We start from the raw sequence: 17,721 nt of genomic DNA on the forward strand, positions 1-17,721 counted from the left end.
AGATCAATATGCAACCAAGGCCGGATATAAGGCAGCAGCCGACTTCTTCACAACACAACGCCAATTGCTCTTGATCGCCGGGAGGCATCCATATAAGCAAACCATGACGACACAACACAATGCAGCACGGGAGCAGTCAGCAAAGGCTTACTGGTCCGCCAACCTGCGCCTGATGGCCATATCGCTGGTGATCTGGGCGCTGGTTTCCTACGGCTTCGGCATTTTGCTGCGGCCCATGCTCTCCGGGATTCCGGTGGGCGGTACCGACCTGGGGCTGTGGTTCGCCACGCAAGGGTCGATTCTGGTGTTCTTGGTGCTGATCTTTTTCTACGCCTGGCGTATGAACAAGCTCGACCGCGAATTCGGCGTTGACGAAGACTGAACCGGCACGGAGACCTCCAATGAGCCTGACGACATTGACCTACCTGGTGGTGGGTTTCACCTTTGCGCTGTACATCGGCATTGCCTTCTGGGCGCGTGCCGCCAATACCGGCGAGTTCTACGCCGCCGGCCGAGGCATTCATCCGGTCACCAACGGCATGGCGACCGCCGCAGACTGGATGTCTGCGGCCTCGTTCATTTCGATGGCGGGCCTCATTGCGTTCCTCGGCTATGACGGTTCGGTGTTCCTGATGGGCTGGACGGGCGGCTATGTGCTGCTGGCTCTGCTGCTGGCGCCCTATCTGCGCAAGTTCGGCAAATACACCGTGCCCGAGTTCATCGGAGAGCGCTACTTTTCGCAGGCGGCGCGTATCGTGGCCGTGATCTGCCTGATCATCATTTCCATCACCTATGTGATCGGTCAGATGCGCGGCGTTGGCGTGGCGTTCTCCCGCTTTCTCGAGGTGGATGTGAGCACGGGTCTGTATGTCGGCATGGCCGTGGTGTTCATGTACGCGGTGCTCGGCGGCATGAAGGGCATTACCTACACCCAGGTGGTGCAGTATGTGGTGCTGATTCTGGCCTACACCATTCCGGCCATTTTCATTTCCATGAACCTCACCGGAAATCCGGTGCCGCCGCTGGGCCTGTTCAGCACCACGCAAGACGGCGGCATGCATCTGCTCGACAAGGTGAATCAGGTGATCGGTGATCTCGGGTTCAAGGCTTTCACGGCAGACACAAATAATCAGCTGAATATGGTGCTCTACACCCTGTCGCTGATGATCGGCACTGCTGGTCTGCCGCACGTCATCATCCGCTTCTTCACCGTGCCCCGCGTGCGTGATGCGCGCACTTCAGCGGGTTGGGCGCTGGTGTTCATCGCCCTGCTGTATCTCACCGCACCTGCGGTGGGTTCGATGGCCCGGCTGAATCTGACCAACACCATCCAGACGGGGCCGGTGGGTTCGGTTGACGGCAATCTGGTGTATGCCGATCGCCCGACCTGGTTCAAGAAATGGGAAGAGACCGGCTTGCTGAAGTGGCAGGACAAGAACGGTGATGGCCGCATCCAGTACTACAACGACAAAAACAAGGACTTTGCCGCGAAAGCCGAAACCTTTGGCTGGAAGGGCAATGAGATGGTCAAGATCGACAACGACATCATGGTGCTGGCCAATCCGGAAATCGCCCGCCTGCCCAACTGGGTGATCGCCCTGGTCGCGGCCGGAGGACTGGCGGCGGCGCTGTCTACCGCAGCGGGCCTGTTGCTGGCCATCTCCTCCTCGGTGTCGCACGATCTGCTCAAGGGCATGTTCGCCAAGAATATTTCCGAGAAGGGTGAGTTGTTGGCAGCGCGTATCGCCATGGCAGGGGCCATCGTCGTGGCCGGCTATCTGGGGCTGAATCCGCCCGGCTTTGCGGCGCAGGTGGTGGCGCTGGCCTTCGGTCTGGCGGCCTCGTCGATCTTCCCGGCGCTGATGATGGGCATTTTCAGCAAGCGCATCGGGGGCACGGCGGCCATTCTCGGCATGCTGTCGGGCATCGGCATCACCTTGCTCTACATCTTCTGGTTCAAGGGCTGGTTCTTCATTCCCGGCACCGAAATGGCCAAGAACGTGCGCGAAAACTGGTTCCTGGGTATCTCGCCCGAGGCCTTCGGCGCGGTGGGCGCGGCGGTGAATTTCGCCGTCGCCTGGGCGGTGTCGCGAGTGACCGCGCCGCCACCGCGGCATGTGCAGGATCTGGTTGAGCACATCCGCACTCCCGGAGGCGCCGCGGCTCCGGTGGCGGGGCACTGATCGGGTCTGCGGCGAAGTGCTTCGCGCTTCGCCGCAGAACTGTGCCGCGCATTCGGCATTCTTTCCCCGCCCGCGTGGCGGGGTTTTTTGTTCTTACGCCGCAAGATCATGACGCGTGAACTCTCCGGCCTGGCCGTGCCGGTTGAACGGCTGATGCATCGCGATCCGGTGACGCTCGGGGCCGACGCCCATTTGCGGCAGGCCGCGCAGCGCATGCGCGACCATCGCATTTCCTGCGTGCCGATCATGGCGGGCGAGACGGTCATCGGCATGCTCACCCTGCGCGACCTGCGTAACTGGTTGGCCGACACCCAAAGCTGCGAACCTCCGCTGGTGACCGCCTGCATGAGCGCGCCGGTCATCGCCTTGCGCCCGGACGACAGCGGGGTGGATGCGCTGCTGCTCATGTTGCACCACGGCATCAGTCACCTGCCGGTCATCGAGAGCGGCAGGCTGGTGGGCATGCTCACGCACAGCGATTTCGTGCGGCGTCAGGCATCATCGGCGCTGTTCATGGTGGCCGATATCGGGCACTGCGACGATCTTGCGTCCTTGCAGACCGCAGTGACGGCGCTGCCGCAACTGTTGCAGCAATTGGTGGAAGGCGGCGCCGATCCTGTTGCAACCGGTCGGCTCATCACCAGCGTGACCGACGCGGTCACGCGGCGCTTGCTGTTCTTCGCGCAGCGCGAACTGGGTGCGGCGCCTGTTCCCTGGGCCTGGGTGGCCTGTGGCTCGCAGGGACGTCAGGAGCAAACCGGGGTGACCGATCAGGACAACGCCCTGATTCTCGACGACCGCTTTGAGTCGCAGCAGCATGGGGTTTACTTCGAGACGCTCGCCCGTCAGGTTTGCGATGGTCTGAACGTGTGCGGTTATGTGTACTGTCCCGGCGACATGATGGCGGTGAACCCGCGCTGGCGTCAGCCGCTGTCCGTGTGGCGAGGCTACTTCCGGCAGTGGATTGCCCAGCCCGACCCCAGGGCGCAGATGCTCGCCAGCGTGATGTTCGACCTGCGCGTCATCGACGGCACGGCGGCGCTGCACGCAACCTTGCAGGCAGAGACCCTGGCGATGGCACGCGCCAGCAGCATCTTTCAGGCCCACATGGCCAGCAATGCACTCACCCATCGCCCGCCGCTGAACTGGTTTGGCGGCCTCAGCGCCGACCTGCGCGGCGCGCACGCGGGCCAGATCGACCTCAAGCACGGCGGCGTAGCGCCGATTGTCGATCTGGCGCGTCTGTATGCTTTGCAGGTCGGCTCCAGCGCGGTGAGCACCAGAGAGCGTCTGAGCGCTGCCGCGCAGGGCAGCAGCATCAGCCAGGAAGGATTGCGTGATCTGATCGAGGCTTTCGACGTGATTTCGCGCGTGCGCCTGCGTCATCAGGCGCAGCAGGCCCGGTCGGGCGACAAGCCCGACAATTGGCTTGCACCCCGCGAACTCGCGGCCTTGGAGCGCTCCCATCTGCGTGATGCGCTGCGCGTCGTCAAAATCCAGCAAACTGCGCTGTCCAACCACTATGGCATAGGCGCCCGCGTCTGAGTCGAACCTCCGCACGAACATGACCGTCAATCTCATCGTCAGCCTGCTCATGGGCGCGATTGCCGCGCTTTTTGCCTGGGCCGGTTTTCGCACCTTCATGCGCAAGCCGCCGCCCTATGTGCTGCCCGCCGTGGCGGGTGCGGCCATCCTTGCCTACACGGTCTATGCCGACTACACCTGGGCCGAGCGCACCGAGCAGACCTTGCCCAAGAGCGTCGTCGTGGTGCAGCGGGTGCAGGTGGATACCTTGCTGGCGCCCTGGTCTTATGTCTGGCCGATGGTGCAGCGTTTCACCGCCGTCGATCCCGCCGCGTTCATGCGCAATTCGGCGCATCCGGACTGGGTGCTGTTCAAGCTCTACCTTTTTTCGCGCTACCAGCCCACACACTCGGTGCCCATGTTGATGGATTGCACCGGCTCACGCATGACCCCGGTCGAAGACGCGAACTTTCTGCCCGATGGCCTGCCCGCGCATCCCGAGTGGCAGCCGCTGGCCGCAGACGACCCCTTGCTGCGCGCGGTGTGCGCCAGCGCCAAGCCGCCGAAAACGCCGTAGCGTTGTGCGCGGGTTTTGCGTGTGCCGCAAAATGCCCAGAGTGCCCCCAAGGCAGGGCTGCGCCCAGTCGGCCCCCCTCGGGGGGGGCAAGGAAACTTGGGGCAGCCCTGCGTTTCCTTGAGGCTGTGGACGCAACAGCCCGCACACTATGAAAGAAACCCTATGAAAACCACCCGACTCGGCCGCACCGGCCTTGAGGTGTCGCGCATTTGTCTGGGCTGCATGACTTATGGCGCGCCCGAGCGCGGCAACCACCCCTGGACGCTCGATGAGACCGCCAGCCGTCCCCTGATCCGGCAGGCGGTGGAACTGGGCATCAATTATTTCGATACGGCCAATTCCTATTCCGACGGCACCTCAGAGGAGATTCTCGGCCGCGTGCTACCCGAGTTCACCCGCCGCGAGGAAATCGTGGTGGCGACCAAGGTGCGCTTTCCGTCCAGGCAGGCGCCCAATATCGGCGGACTGTCGCGCAAGGCGATTCTGTTCGAGATCGATGCCAGCCTGAAACGCCTGCGCATGGACTATGTCGATCTCTACCAGATCCACCGCTGGGATCCGCACACCCCCATCGAAGAAACCATGGAGGCCCTGCACGACGTGGTCAAGGCGGGCAAGGCCCGCTACATCGGCGCGTCGAGCATGTACGCCTGGCAGTTCGCCAAAGCCCAGCAGGTCGCGCAGCAACACGGCTGGACACGGTTCGTCAGCATGCAGCCCGAGCTCAGTTTGCTCTACCGCGAGGAAGAGCGCGAGATGCTGCCGTTGTGCCGCGATCAAGAGGTCGCCGTGCTGCCCTGGAGCCCGCTGGCGCGTGGCCGCCTGGCCCGGCCCTGGGGCGAGGAAACCCCGCGCATCGCCAGCGATGTCTTTGGCGCCAAGATCTTCGAGCGCACGCAGCACAACGACCGCGAGGTGGCACAGGCCCTGGCCGAAGTGGCCGCGCAGCGCGGCGTGCCCCGGGCGCAGGTGGCGCTGGCCTGGCTGCTGGGCACCCCCGGCGTGACGGCGCCCATCATCGGCGCGTCCAAACCGCAACATCTGCTCGACGCCGTGGCCGCCCTGTCGGTCTCGCTCAGCGCCGAGGAGCGGGCGGCGCTGGAGGCGCCGTATCAGCCGCATCCGGTCGTCGGGTTCGAGTGATGTCAGTTCCGCACGGCCGTTCCAAAGGAACTGACTCCCCCTCGGGGGGAAACGAGCGCAGCGAGTCAGGGGGCTGTTTCAGCCTGAACGACTCGCAGCTCGTCGTTCCGCCCTCGTTCATCGCGCTCTATCTGGCGCCGCACCGCACCCGCCCCAGCGCGCCGCGCGAGGTCATCACCGCGCGCTACGAGTTCTGCGAAGACCTCGCCACGATGCTGACCGAGCACGCCGCAGAGATCAAGTCCAGCCTGCATGTCACCGACGACGACGTGCTGTTGCGGGTATGGCGCGGCCTGTGCACGCCCGACTCCGGCGTGAACGCGGCGGAGGCGCAATGGGTGGTCAATCGTCTGGCCGAGTTGTTGGGTTGGCCCCTGCCGGGAGAGATGGCGCCGGGTTGAGCGCGGGGCTTGGGTATCCTGCGCCCTGGCTCAACGCTTTCATCCCTCGATGTCCGCCCCCGCAGATTCCATGAACGACACGCCGCCCGCCGTTTCGGCCTGGGCGGTTTTCGGCAACCGCCGCATCGCCGCGGTCTTGCTGCTCGGGTTTTCTTCAGGGCTGCCGCTCGCGCTGACGGCGGGCACGCTGCAGGCCTGGCTCACGGTCGAAGGACTGAGCCTGAAAGCCATCGGTTTTGCCACCCTGGTCGGACAGGCCTATGTGTTCAAGTTCCTCTGGTCGCCCGCGATGGATCGATACGCCGTGCCGTTCTGGGGGCGTTGGCTGGGGCGGAGGCGCGGCTGGCTGCTGCTGGCGCAACTGCTGCTGGCGGCCATGCTTGGTCTGATGGCCTTTGTCGGCGTGCCCGGCCCCGATCAGGCAGCAGCCTGGCCGGGGCTGGTGCATGCGGCCGAGCGGCTCGGCGTGGACGCCGCCAGCGCCCGTGCCGTGCCGCTGCTGCTGCTGGCCGTGGGCGTGGCGTTTTTCTCGGCCTCGCAAGACATCGTGATCGACGCGTATCGCACCGATGTGCTGCCCGCCGCCGAGCGCAGCGCCGGGGCCGCCGTACTGGTGCTGGGCTACCGGCTGGCGATGATCGTCTCGGGCGGTCTGGCGCTCTGGCTCGCCACCGATGTGACCGGCTGGCGCGGCATCTACGCCCTCATGGCCGGGCTGATGCTCGTGCTTACCCTCGTGACCCTGTGGGCTCCGCGCCCGCCGCTGCATGCCAAACCGCCGCGCACCCTGCGCGAGGCGGTGGTCGAGCCTTTGCAAGAATTTTTCAGCCGCAAGGGGGCTTGGGTCTTGATGCTGGCCATCGTGTTTTACAAACTTGGCGACGCCTTTGCCGGGGCCTTGTCCACCACCTTTCTGATTCGCGGCGTGGGTTTCAGCCCGGCGGATGTGGGGCTGATGAACAAGAGCATGGGGCTGGTCGCCACCATCGTCGGCGCCCTGCTGGGCGGGGCCTTGCAGGCGCGGCTGGGGCTGTGGCGGGCGCTGTTGCTGTTCGGTGTGTTGCAGGGCGCTTCCAATCTGGCCTACTGGGTGCTGGCGGTGTCGCCGCAAAGTCTGGCGCTCATGGGTCTGGCGATCGGCGTGGAAAACTTCACCGGCGGCATGGGCACAGCGGCGTTTGTCGCCCTGTTGTCGGCGCTGTGCGACGTGCGTTTTTCCGCCACGCAGTTTGCGCTGTTGTCGGCGTTGTCGGCGGTGGGGCGGGTGTATGTCGGTCCGGCCACCGGCTATCTGGTCGATGCGCTGGGCTGGCCGAACTTCTATCTTTTCACCGTCGTCGCGGCCGTACCGGGCGTGGTGCTGATCTACTGGCTGCGCGACACCATCGAAGCCCGCGACGTGCAAAACCCGGGCGGGTGAAGCGGTCGGGTAAAGCGGTCGCAAAGGCGGTTGCAGAGCGCATTCAGCCGACGTTAAGGCTAGGCTGCTGCAATCGCATCAACAACATGGAGGAACGGCATCATGGCTGACACCGAACACGCGCTTGCCCTGGGCCAGGAGGCCCGTCTTTTTGTCCGCAATCATCAGAACGGCGTGCTGTCCACCCTCTCGAAGCGGCTGGACGGTTTTCCCTTCGGTTCGGTCTCTCCCTATGTGCTCGATCACGAGGGCCATCCCGTCATTCTCATTTCCACCCTGGCCGAACACACCAAGAACATCGACGCCGATCCTCGGGTGAGCCTCATCGTGCATCCCTGCGCCGAAGACATGCAGGCTGCTGGCCGCGTCACCCTGGTGGCGCGGGCCGAGCCATTGCCCGACAAGGCCGCATTCGGCGCACGCTATCTGCGCTATCTGCCGCAGGCCGAGGGCTATTTCGCCATGCACGACTTTCATTTCTATCGCTTGCGGGTGGAAGACGTGCGCTTCATCGGCGGCTTCGGCAAGATCCACTGGATCCGCCCCGAGCGCTACGCCCCGCCGGCCGCCCCCGCGCTGGCCGAGGCCGAAGACGGCATCCTCGCGCACATGAACGCCGACCATGCGCACAACCTGCGCGAATACTGCCGCCATGTGCATGGCGTGGAAGTCCTCGACGCGGCCATGGTCGGGATCGACTGCGACGGCTTCGACGTGCGCGCCGACACCCATGTGCTGCGCTTCAACTTCGCCGAACCCGTGCTCGACGCCGAGGCCGCCCGCGCGGCCCTGGTCGAACTGGCGAAACAAGCCCGCACCACGGCCCCATCGTGAGTTGGGCCGCGCCTGCAGAAAACCGCGCCCCGACTTACGATGATCTCCCCGCCGCCAAGGCAGCAAGACCGTGGCGACACTTCCTGGAGACTCTGATATGAAGCTTTTCTACAGCCCCGGCGCCTGCTCGCTTTCACCCCACATCGTCCTGCACGAACTCGGCCTGCCGCATGACGTGGTCAAGGTCGATCTCAAGACCAAGCAGACCAGCGATGGGCGCGACTTCCGCACCATCAATCCCAAGGGCTATGTGCCCACCCTGGAACTCGACGACGGCACCATCCTCACCGAAGGCCCGGCCATCGTGCAATACCTGGCCGACCGCAAACCCGAGCTGAACCTCGCCCCGGCCAACGGCACGCTGGCGCGCTACCAGTTGCAGGAGTGGCTCAACTTCATCTCGACCGAACTCCACAAACAGTTCAGCCCACTGTTCAACCCGGCCAGCAGCGCCGATCTGATCGCCGCGCAAAAGGCCAAGCTGGCCGAGCGTTTCGCCCTGATCGCCCAGACCTTGGACCAACACGACTACCTGATGCCGGCCGGCTTCAGCGTGGCCGATGCCTATCTCTACACCATCCTGACCTGGGCCGGTTTTGTCGGCGTGGATCTTTCGCCCTGGCCCGCCTTGGTGCGCTACAAGGCGCGCATGGAAGCGCGCCCCGGCGTGGCCGCTACCCTGGCCGCCGAACGCGAGGCGAAAAAGGGCTGAACGCTGATTTAGGGCCCGCGGCGCACCGCGTCAGAACGGTGCGCCGAAAATCGCCCAGACGCCAGACAGAATGGTGGGCACGGCGAGCACGATGTTGACCGCGGACAGGGCGCGAATCTGCGCGGCCTGTGCGCAGGCCGTGCCCCAATCGCTGCACAGCACGGCGCTGCGCATGCGAAGGAAGGGCACAAAAAAAATATACAGCGCGAGCAGCACCATGAGGCTGCCCAGCACCACCATCACCCATTGCGCTGTGCTGAGCACGACAAATCCGCCGTGCAAGAACACCATGCCGTAGCCGGTGATGACCAGCGACGCGCCAGCGCCCCAGATCACGGCGAAGAAATTGCGGAACAGCCCGTAAAGCAGCCGCGCACGCGACTCGGCCTGCGCGATGGCGCGTTTGAGCGCGGGCGCCAGAAAGCCATCCATGAAAAGAATGCCGCCGATCCAGATGACCACGGCGAGCAGATGGATGAATTGCGCGAGAGAGTTCCAGTTCATGGCGTGGGGCAGATCAGCAAAATTGCTTCATTGCAGCAGAGTTGCGTGATGTGTGGTTTGACGTGTCTCACAAGCCGTTTGTCGGCTGGCTTCAGTCACAATGGATGCATGTCGTTTGTTTCTGCCCCTATTGCGTTCAAGCCTCGATCTTTGGGGATGCTGACTGGCGCCTTGCTGTGCTGGCTGCTGCAGTACGGCAGCGTGCAGCACGCGACCGGGCAGGTGGCGGCGTTGTTTCAGGCGGCCATTGCGGTGGCTTGGGCCATGTTGTTGCTCTGGCTGTGGACGCGCTGGCACGGTATTGCGCTGTTCGCGCAGGGCGCGTCGCTGCTGCCAGCGCTCTGGGGCGGTGCGCTGTTTACCGTGCAATGGGCCTGCTTGTATCTCGCCGTAGACCGTACCGCGCTGTGGCGCGTGACGCTCTTGTTCGGGCTGATGGCGGTGCTGATGCGGGCTGCGGCGCAAGGGCGCTGGCTATCGCGTCTGGGCTTCGCGGCCGGCGTGGCGCTGCTCGCCGTCTGGGCCTGGGCGACGGGGCAAGGCGGGGTCGGGCTGTTGACTCTGGCCGCCGCCTTGGCTTTTGTGCTCGGGTTTCATCAGGTGCACTGCGCCCGGATGCAGCGCCAGGATCTGATGCGCTGGCGCTTCTATCAACTCTGTGTGGCCGCGCTGTTGCTGCCATTGGCGGCGGTGGCGTTCAGCCCGAGCTGGAGCTTTCTGCCGGGCTGGAGCGCGCTGGGCGCGATATTGCTGCAGACGATTTGCGGCGGGCTGGCGTTTCCGTTTCTGCTGGCCGCTGCCTTACCAGAGGCCAGGAATGAAGCGGCGGGTGACGCGCGCATAGCTGGCGTAATCGGGCCAGACGCCTGAGAGCAGCCGCTCTTCCATCGCCGCCTTGAAATTCAGCACCACGCCCAGCGCGATCCACAGCGCCCACTGCACCGGGCTGTGCGCCGCTGCGGCGACGCCGGCCATGAACAGAATCAGCGCGACATACATGGGGTGGCGCATCCAGCGGTAAGGCCCGGTGGTCACCAGATGCGCGCCCTGGCGCGGTTCGGGCACGATGTTGAAATTGCCCGGCCGGTTGTGCCAGAACACCCAGAGCACCAGCGCCGCGCCAGCGGCGAGTAGCGCGAGCGAGGGCCAACTCAGGCGCCAATGCGGCGAGGGCCAGCCAAACATCAGGGCGAGCAGCCCGAACTGGGCAGTCACCCAGAGCCGGGCGAGGGTATGAGTTTGCATGCGGGCCTTTCAGGCGAGCGCCGTGTTGGCGCATGTCCGGGGAACCAAAAATTCAATCGGCATGATAGGTGGGCCGCTTTTCCCCCGGCTGGCCTGCGCTTGGCGGGCGGCGTTGCAAAACTTTGCTGCGGCGCAAAAGAACTGAGGGATTACCCGCATAAGCTGGTCGCGTTGGTGTCTGAATGTCACGGATTACGACAACACATGACATGGGCGCCAATCACAGTGAGTCAATTCAAGGGGATCATCATGCAAAGCAAAAAACAGCGTATTCAATGGACTTTGCGCGCAGTGGCCGTGGCCGCTGCGCTGGCGGGCGGCACAGCCTTTGCGCAAAGCAGCGAGCCGATTCAGCCGATCGAGCCGTTCAAAGTCATCAACCCCGCCATGGTGGAACTGGGCAAGAAGCTGTATTTCGATCCGCGTCTGTCCAAGTCGGGCGTGCTGTCGTGCAATTCCTGCCACAACCTGAGCATGGGCGGCACCGACAATATCAAGACTTCGGTGGGCCACAAATGGCATCAGGGCCCGATCAACTCGCCCACGGTGCTCAACTCGGGCATGAATCTCGCGCAGTTCTGGGATGGCCGCGCCAAAGACCTGAAGGAGCAGGCCGGCGGGCCGATCGCCAACCCCGGCGAAATGGGCTTCACCCATGACCTGGCCGCTGACGTAGTGGCCTCCATTCCGGCCTACCGCGCTGAATTCAAAGTGGCGTTTGGTACCGACAAGGTCACCATCAACGAAATCACAACGGCCATCGCCGCGTTCGAAGACACCTTGGTCACGCCCAATTCGCGCTTCGACCTCTGGCTCAAAGGCGACAAGAAGGCCATGAACAAGCAGGAGCTTGCGGGCTACAAGCTGTTCAAGGAGAGTGGCTGCATCGCCTGCCATTACGGCACCATCATGGGCGGCACCTCGTTCCAGAAAATGGGCATTCAGGAGCCGTACAAGACGGCCAACAAAGAGGTGGGACGCGCGGCCGTCACCGGCAAGGATGCCGACCGCTTCAACTTCAAGGTGCCCACGCTGCGCAACGTCGAGTTGACCTATCCCTACTTCCACGACGGGCAGGCCGATACCCTGACTGAAGCGGTCGACATCATGGGTCGTCTACAACTGGGGCGTAAATACTTCGCCCAGGAAAACGCCGACATCGTGGCCTTCCTCAAGACCCTGACGGGTGAGCAGCCGCAAATTCTGCTGCCCCTGCTGCCGCCCTCGGCCGACAGCACCAAGCGGCCGGTTCCGTTCGACTGAATCAGGGTGGCGGCGCCTGCAGTCGTGAGGCGCCAGGCTCGGCCCGCGGAAAGCGCACGCGGGCCGAAAGCCCTGCTGAGTCGGGCCGATTGTCCAGCGTGACATCGGCCCCGAAGGCCAGCGCCGACTCGCGCACGATGGCCAGTCCCAACCCGGTTCCCGTGGTGTCGGCGCTGTTGCCGCGGTAGAACCGCTCGAACACATGAGGGCGCAACTCCGCCGGAATGCCCGGTCCGGTGTCGTCGACCTGCAGCCAAGCGCGGCCCTCATCGAACCCGACCCGCACCGTCACACTGCCGCAACGCGGGGTGTAGCGCACCGCGTTGTCCACCAGATTGAAGAGCAGAGCGTGCGCCAGCGCGGGATAGGCCTGCGCCTGCGCCTGCGTGCATGCGGGGAGAAAGCCGAGATCGATATCGCGGGCGTCGGCCAGCGCGGCCAGCTCGATGACAACGTCCCGCGCCAGACCGACCAAATCGACCGCCTGCGTGGGCCGCGCGCCTCCGTGCGAAGCTTCGGCCTGCGACAGACTCAGCAGCTGATTGATGAGTTGCGCGAGCTGGCGTGACCCGTTGCCCAGCGCTTCGAGCGTGTGCTGCAACTCCGCGCTCGCGGGTTGGCGTCTGGCGTAGTCGAGCTGGGTGGCGATCAGGGCCACAGGGGTGCGCAGCTGATGGGCGGCGTCGGCGATGAAACGCTTCTGCAGATCGATCTGCCGCGTGAGTTGGCCCGCATGCTGGTTGAGTGTTTCGACGATGGGCCGCAGCTCGCGCTGCAGGGCCACGGTGCGCAGCGGTGACAGATCGCTGCTGTCCCGCGCACGCAGCGTGGCGCGCAGCCGAAGCAGCGGCCGCAGTTCCAGAGTCAGGCCCAGCAGCATCAGTGCCAGCGCCAGGATCAGAAGGGCCGATTCATGCAGCAGGGTGGGCCACCACAGACTGGCCGCTAGCTGGTCGAAGGCGCGGCGCGTTTCGGCCACGCTGATCAGGACCTCGGTCGTCTGGTTGTTGCGATACAGCGCCCGTGACAGCGTGACCTGGCGCACCGTGTCTCCCTGAAACCGGACGTCGTCATAGTGCGCCGCGGTGCCGCCGGGCAATGCGGGCACCGTCAGCTCGGGCCAGCCCGCGAGCACCCGCCCCTGTGAGGTGCGAATCTGAAAATACACGCGGTCCTGCGCCGGGGAGGAGAAGATCTCCAAGGCGGCGGGCGGAGTCTGGGCGGTGAGCTGCCCGTCCTGCCAGCCCACCTGGCCCGCCATCATCTGCGCCGACGCGAGCAGCTGTCGGTCCTGGACGAGCCGGGCCAGATCGCGCGCATTGCTCCACGACAGGCGGGCGGTAAGGGCCAGCGCCAAGGTCATGGGGAGCAGCACCCAGAGCAGCAGCCGTAGACGCAGACTGGTCATGGCGCGTCGGCGTCGCGCAGCAAATAGCCCAGCCCCCGCAGGGTGACGATGCGCGCCTGGGTGGATTCGAGCTTGCGGCGCAGCCGGTGCACATAGATCTCGATGGCGTCCTCGCCGCCGGAGTCCTCGGGCGCGAACACCGCCTGCGCGAGCTGCGTCTTGCTCACGGTCTTGCCCATGCGCAGCAACAGTGTTTCGAGGACCCGGTGTTCACGCGGGGTCAGCGTCAAGGTCGCGCCCGCGGCCTGGAAGGCCCGCGTGTCCAGGTCATAGAGCAGGTCGCCGCAGCGCAGCTGCGACTGGCCGCTGCGGCTCTGACGCCGGATGAGCGCCTTGATGCGAGCCACCAGTTCGCGGATCTCGAAGGGCTTGACCAGATAGTCGTCGGCGCCAAGCTCCAGGCTGTCGATTTTGATGTCGAGCGAGGCACTGGCGGTGAGGATGAGCACGGGAAGGTCGTTGCGTTGACGTCGCAGCCGGCGCAACACGCTGCGGCCATCGAGCCCGGGCAGCTTGAGGTCGAGCAGCAGCAGGTCGTATGGCGTCTGCTCCAGCCGGGCGATGGCGGCCTCGCCGTCATGCACCGTGTCGACGTCGAACTGCTCTTCGCGCAGGACCTTGCCCAGCCAGAGGGCGAGGTCCTGGTTGTCTTCGACGAGCAGCAATTTCATGGCAGCAGAGCAGGGGGCGAAAGGATGCACTGTGGTCGCAGGGAGGTGCCATGGCATCCGGGAAACTCCCGAGATTCGCGCGGTGCGATTGAAAGCGGATTGAAGGGTACGCCTGCCTAGTATTCCGTTCACGGCGCACCGCATCGGCGTCGCCGCCACGACAACAGGTTTCACAGGAGACAAACCATGCACACATTCAAGCGTATCGCAGGCGCCACGGCGGTGGCTCTGGCCTGCACAGCCATGGCCGCGTCGGCGCAGGCCGCCGAGAAGATCAGCATCATGGTGGGGGGCATCAACAAGATCATCTATCTGCCCGCCAAGCTCACCGAGCAACTGGGCTACTTCAAGCAGGAGGGGCTGGACGTGCAATTGCTGTCCGAGCCAGCTGGGGTCAACGCCGAGAACGAGATGATCGCTGGCGCCGTGCAAGGTGTGGTCGGCTTCTACGACCACTCCATCGACCTGCAAAGCAAGGGCAAAGAGATCGAGTCGGTGGTGCAGTTCGCCAAAGTGCCGGGCGAGGTGGAACTGGTGTCGACTAAAGAGGCCGGCACCATCAAGTCGCCCGCGGACTTCAAGGGCAAGACGCTGGGGGTGACCGGACTGGGTTCGTCCACCGACTTTCTCACGCAGTACATGGCGGCCAAGAGCGGGCTTAAGCAAGGGGACTATTCACTGCTGGGTGTGGGCGCGGGCAATACCTTCATCGCTGCCATGCAGCAGGGCCGCATTGACGCGGGCATGACCTCCGATCCGACGGCGGCGCAGATGCTGTCCACTGGCCAGGCCAAGGTGCTGGTCGATCTGCGCACGGAGCAGGGAACGCGCGCCGCGCTGGGCGGTGTGTATCCGGCGGCCTGCCTGTACATGCCTAATGCGTGGGTCAACAGCCATAAAGCGGAGGTGACCAAGCTCGCCCGCGCCTTTGTCAAAACGCTGCAATACATCCACACCCACACGGCAGAACAGGTGGCCGACCAGATGCCGGCGGATTACTACGGCGGCAACAAGGCGCTGTATGTGCAGGCGCTGAAAGCGTCGCTGCCCATGTTCACCGCAGACGGCCGCATGCCCGAAGGCGGACCGCAGACCGTGCTGCAGGTCCTCTCCACCTTCAAGCCCGCGGTGAAGGCTGCGCACATCGACCTGTCGAAGACCTACACGACCGCGTTCGTGACGGCCGCGGCGAAGTAAGCATCGCATCTACAGACGCTTCCGGCCCGGCGCGGCATGCCGGGTGGGCCGGAAGCGCCCGTCCCTCGATCCAGGAGGCGCCATGGCGTTTCAACCCCCCACCGTGCCGGCCATCGAGCTGGACAACGTGACCCTCAGATTCCTGTCGCCCGACGGCAAGGCCACGGTTGCGCTGCAGGACTTCAGCATGACGGTGCAACGCGGCGAGTTCTGCGCCATCGTCGGGCCGACCGGCTGCGGCAAATCGACCACGCTCAGTCTCATCACCGGGCTGTTGCAGCCGACCACCGGCAAGGTCAGGCTGATGGGCGAGGCGGTGCAGGGCATCGATCCGCGCATCGGTTTCGTCTTCCAGAGCGACGCGGTCTTTCCCTGGCGCACGGTGCTCGACAACGTGGCGGCGGGGCCGATGTTCCGCGGTCAGGGCAAGGCGCAGGCGCGCGAGCTGGCGGAGCAGTGGCTGCGGCGTGTCGGGCTGGTCGGCTTCGAAAAGCACTATCCGCACCAGCTCTCGGGCGGCATGCGCAAGCGCGTGGCGCTGGCGCAGACTTTCATCAACAAGCCCGAAATCCTGCTGATGGACGAGCCCTTCGGCGCGCTCGACATGCAGACCCGCACCTTGATGCAGGACGAGTTGCTGCAGCTCTGGTCGGCCAGCGGCGGCTCCGTGGTGTTCGTCACCCACGATCTGGAAGAGGCCGTGGCGCTGGCGGACAAAGTGCTGGTGTTGACCTCGCGACCGGCCACGGTCAAGCAGGTCTACACCATTGATCTGCCGCGGCCGCGCGTGATGTCGCAGATCCGTTACGAGCCGCGTTTCATGGATTACGCCCGCGAGATCTGGAACGATCTGCGCGAGGAAGTTCACATCTGAGCTGGAGGCCGAGAGATGGCAAGCACCGTGCAATTCGAGGGCTCGCAGGCTGATGCGACCACCACGCCCCCGGGCCGCAGCGCCCAGGCCATCGCGCAGGCCGAGGCCGAGGCGGCCGCGCAGCGGCTGATGCGCCGCCGCGCCCGGCTGGTGAACTTCTGGCGCATCGCCGTGCTGGTGATCATCCTGGGCGGATGGGAGCTGGCCGCGCGGCTGCACTGGATCGATCCGTTTTTCTATTCAATGCCCACGCTGATCGTGGCGCAGATCTACACCTGGATCGTGCACGGTACTTCTCAGGGGCCGTTGTGGCAGCAGGTGCTGGTCACGCTCGAAGAGACCGTGCTGGGCTTTCTGATCGGTGCCGCCGGCGGCATCGTCTGCGGCATCCTGCTGGGCCGCAACAAGCTGCTGGCCGACATCTTCAGCGTCTACATCAAAGTGGCCAATTCCATCCCTCGCGTGGTGCTGGGATCGATCTTTGTCATCGCACTCGGGCTGGGCATGGCGTCAAAAGTGGCCCTGGCCGTGGTCATGGTGTTCTTCGTCGTCTTCGGCAACGCCTTCCAGGGCGTGCGCGAGGCCGACCGCTACATGATCGCCAACGCCCAGATTCTGGGCGCGTCGCCGCGGCAGGTGACGATGAGCGTGGTCGTGCCCTCGGCGTTGAGCTGGATTCTGGCCAGCCTGCACGTGAGCTTCGGCTTCGCGCTGGTGGGCGCCGTGGTGGGCGAGTTTCTCGGCGCGCGTCAGGGCATCGGGCTGCTGATCTCGACGGCGCAGGGCGCGTTCAATGCCAGTGGCGTGTTCGGCGCCATGATCGTGCTGGCCGTCGTCGCCCTGATTGCCGAAGGGCTCATCACCCTGCTCGAAAACCGCCTGCTCAAATGGAGGCCGGCGCAGTTTGGCTGAACCCCGCGGCCTGAGCCGCGCTTACCAGCGGCGCTTGCGCACGTTGCGCAGGAACTCGTCGAGGATGGGGGTGCAGTCGAGCAGTTCGGGGTTGGACGGGTGGTGGAATTCCGGGTGCCACTGCAGGCCCAGCAGAAAGTTGCGGCCGGTGCCGCGTATGGCTTCGGGCAGGCCGTCTTCGGGGCTGATCGCGTCCACCACCAGATCGCGGCCCAGGGTGCGCACCGCCTGGTGATGCACCGACACGATGTTCAGGCTGCCGGGGTCGACTTCGGGGTAGAGGCGGGCGAGCAGACCGCCTTCGGTGAAGCGCACCGGGTGGTAGTGCCGGTCGTAAGTGTCGCTGAGGTGCTGGGTCTGGCTGTGGGTGAGTTGCGAAGGCAGATCTTGGTAGAGCGTGCCGCCCATGGCGACATTGATGAGCTGCGCGCCGCGGCAGATGCCGAGCACGGGTTTGCGGACTTCGATGCATTCGTGCAGCAGTTCCATTTCATAGCCATCGCGCACCGGATCGCCAGCCCACTCAGGCTTGAGCGGATCTTCGCCGTAGCTGTGCGGGCTCATGTCGGAGCCGCCTTGCAGGATGAGCCCGTCGAGCGCATCGGCATAGTCGCCCAGGCGAATATTGCTGCGCACCAACCCGCTGCCGGTCGCCACGGTGGGCACCATGAACACCAGCACATCGCGTGACATGGCCCAGTGCGCGACCGACTGCTCCAGATATTGCAGGGTTTTGCTGCGCAGTCCGACCTGACCGGGCTGGGGGTGATCGATGCGTGCGGAGATGCCGATTTTCAGAGGTTTGGTCGCCATGGGGGAGCTCGCTGTGGCAAGGATGGATTCATCTTATGAC

Annotated in this window: 19 protein-coding genes; 14 read left to right on the forward strand and 5 right to left on the reverse strand. The window is 64.8% G+C overall.

What is annotated here, in order from left to right; all coding sequences use genetic code 11:
- The 9 genes from AC2VLV_RS13075 to gstA form a co-directional block, all read left to right on the forward strand.
- A partial coding sequence (locus AC2VLV_RS13075; RefSeq protein ID WP_486990403.1) for a DUF4212 domain-containing protein occupies positions 1 to 382 on the forward strand: 382 nt, incomplete at its 5' end.
- A gap of 19 nt (positions 383 to 401) precedes the next feature.
- On the forward strand, positions 402 to 2,183 hold the full coding sequence (locus AC2VLV_RS13080) for a sodium:solute symporter family protein (RefSeq protein WP_486990404.1): 1,782 nt from the start codon (positions 402 to 404) through the stop codon (positions 2,181 to 2,183).
- A 108-nt stretch (positions 2,184 to 2,291) separates the two neighbouring features.
- Positions 2,292 to 3,728: a DUF294 nucleotidyltransferase-like domain-containing protein gene (locus AC2VLV_RS13085; RefSeq protein WP_486990405.1), complete on the forward strand. Its 1,437-nt coding sequence runs from the start codon at positions 2,292 to 2,294 to the stop codon at positions 3,726 to 3,728.
- 19 nt (positions 3,729 to 3,747) lie between these two features.
- Positions 3,748 to 4,284 carry a hypothetical protein gene (locus AC2VLV_RS13090; RefSeq protein ID WP_486990406.1) on the forward strand — a complete coding sequence of 179 codons (537 nt, stop codon included), beginning with the start codon at positions 3,748 to 3,750 and terminating at the stop codon, positions 4,282 to 4,284.
- 162 nt (positions 4,285 to 4,446) lie between these two features.
- Positions 4,447 to 5,427, forward strand: coding sequence for an aldo/keto reductase (locus tag AC2VLV_RS13095; RefSeq protein WP_486990407.1), 981 nt, complete (start codon positions 4,447 to 4,449; stop codon positions 5,425 to 5,427).
- Positions 5,427 to 5,828 carry an ATPase with chaperone activity gene (locus AC2VLV_RS13100; protein ID WP_486990408.1) on the forward strand — a complete coding sequence of 134 codons (402 nt, stop codon included), beginning with the start codon at positions 5,427 to 5,429 and terminating at the stop codon, positions 5,826 to 5,828. Before AC2VLV_RS13095 ends, AC2VLV_RS13100 begins: the two co-directional genes overlap by 1 nt.
- A gap of 70 nt (positions 5,829 to 5,898) precedes the next feature.
- The gene (locus AC2VLV_RS13105) at positions 5,899 to 7,248 is read left to right on the forward strand and encodes an AmpG family muropeptide MFS transporter (protein ID WP_486990427.1); all 1,350 of its coding nucleotides are present in this window, start codon (positions 5,899 to 5,901) and stop codon (positions 7,246 to 7,248) included.
- Positions 7,249 to 7,350: 102 nt separating this feature from the next.
- Positions 7,351 to 8,082 carry a HugZ family pyridoxamine 5'-phosphate oxidase gene (locus tag AC2VLV_RS13110; protein ID WP_486990409.1) on the forward strand — a complete coding sequence of 244 codons (732 nt, stop codon included), beginning with the start codon at positions 7,351 to 7,353 and terminating at the stop codon, positions 8,080 to 8,082.
- Positions 8,083 to 8,179: 97 nt separating this feature from the next.
- Complete coding sequence (gstA, locus tag AC2VLV_RS13115) at positions 8,180 to 8,794, forward strand: glutathione transferase GstA (protein WP_486990410.1); 615 nt, start codon at positions 8,180 to 8,182, stop codon at positions 8,792 to 8,794.
- Between the two features lie 30 nt (positions 8,795 to 8,824).
- Here the strand turns inward: gstA and AC2VLV_RS13120 are convergent, their stop codons facing one another.
- Positions 8,825 to 9,298 carry a hypothetical protein gene (locus tag AC2VLV_RS13120; protein WP_486990411.1) on the reverse strand — a complete coding sequence of 158 codons (474 nt, stop codon included), beginning with the start codon at positions 9,296 to 9,298 and terminating at the stop codon, positions 8,825 to 8,827.
- A gap of 156 nt (positions 9,299 to 9,454) precedes the next feature.
- On the opposite strand from AC2VLV_RS13120, the gene AC2VLV_RS13125 reads away from it, so the two are divergent.
- Complete coding sequence (locus AC2VLV_RS13125) at positions 9,455 to 10,168, forward strand: hypothetical protein (RefSeq protein ID WP_486990412.1); 714 nt, start codon at positions 9,455 to 9,457, stop codon at positions 10,166 to 10,168.
- Here AC2VLV_RS13125 and AC2VLV_RS13130 read toward each other — a convergent pair.
- A complete protein-coding gene (locus AC2VLV_RS13130) occupies positions 10,100 to 10,543 on the reverse strand; it encodes a methyltransferase family protein (protein WP_486990413.1) in 444 nt (147 codons plus the stop codon). The two genes, AC2VLV_RS13125 and AC2VLV_RS13130, sit on opposite strands and share 69 nt — an antisense overlap.
- Positions 10,544 to 10,792: 249 nt before the next feature.
- Here AC2VLV_RS13130 and AC2VLV_RS13135 point away from each other — a divergent pair, with 249 nt between their 5' ends.
- Positions 10,793 to 11,806 carry a cytochrome-c peroxidase gene (locus AC2VLV_RS13135; RefSeq protein ID WP_486990414.1) on the forward strand — a complete coding sequence of 338 codons (1,014 nt, stop codon included), beginning with the start codon at positions 10,793 to 10,795 and terminating at the stop codon, positions 11,804 to 11,806.
- A gap of 1 nt (position 11,807) precedes the next feature.
- On the opposite strand, the gene AC2VLV_RS13140 is transcribed toward AC2VLV_RS13135, so the two are convergent.
- Both AC2VLV_RS13140 and AC2VLV_RS13145 read right to left on the reverse strand, forming a co-directional pair.
- A complete protein-coding gene (locus AC2VLV_RS13140; protein ID WP_486990415.1) occupies positions 11,808 to 13,214 on the reverse strand; it encodes a sensor histidine kinase in 1,407 nt (468 codons plus the stop codon).
- The gene (locus tag AC2VLV_RS13145; RefSeq protein ID WP_486990416.1) at positions 13,211 to 13,885 is read right to left on the reverse strand and encodes a response regulator; all 675 of its coding nucleotides are present in this window, start codon (positions 13,883 to 13,885) and stop codon (positions 13,211 to 13,213) included. Before AC2VLV_RS13145 ends, AC2VLV_RS13140 begins: the two co-directional genes overlap by 4 nt.
- Positions 13,886 to 14,071: 186 nt before the next feature.
- Between AC2VLV_RS13145 and AC2VLV_RS13150 the strand changes: the two genes are divergently transcribed.
- From AC2VLV_RS13150 to AC2VLV_RS13160, 3 genes are all read left to right on the forward strand, one after another.
- On the forward strand, positions 14,072 to 15,082 hold the full coding sequence (locus AC2VLV_RS13150; RefSeq protein WP_486990417.1) for an ABC transporter substrate-binding protein: 1,011 nt from the start codon (positions 14,072 to 14,074) through the stop codon (positions 15,080 to 15,082).
- Positions 15,083 to 15,164: 82 nt separating this feature from the next.
- Positions 15,165 to 15,956, forward strand: a complete 792-nt coding sequence (locus tag AC2VLV_RS13155) for an ABC transporter ATP-binding protein (RefSeq protein ID WP_486990418.1) — start codon at positions 15,165 to 15,167, stop codon at positions 15,954 to 15,956.
- 129 nt (positions 15,957 to 16,085) lie between these two features.
- The gene (locus AC2VLV_RS13160; protein WP_486990428.1) at positions 16,086 to 16,868 is read left to right on the forward strand and encodes an ABC transporter permease; all 783 of its coding nucleotides are present in this window, start codon (positions 16,086 to 16,088) and stop codon (positions 16,866 to 16,868) included.
- Between the two features lie 21 nt (positions 16,869 to 16,889).
- On the opposite strand, the gene AC2VLV_RS13165 is transcribed toward AC2VLV_RS13160, so the two are convergent.
- Positions 16,890 to 17,681 (reverse strand): gamma-glutamyl-gamma-aminobutyrate hydrolase family protein, encoded by a 792-nt coding sequence (locus AC2VLV_RS13165; RefSeq protein ID WP_486990419.1) that lies wholly within the window; start codon positions 17,679 to 17,681, stop codon positions 16,890 to 16,892.
- Positions 17,682 to 17,721: the final 40 nt, after the last annotated feature.

The organism is Thiomonas sp. TH-17 (assembly GCF_057473305.1).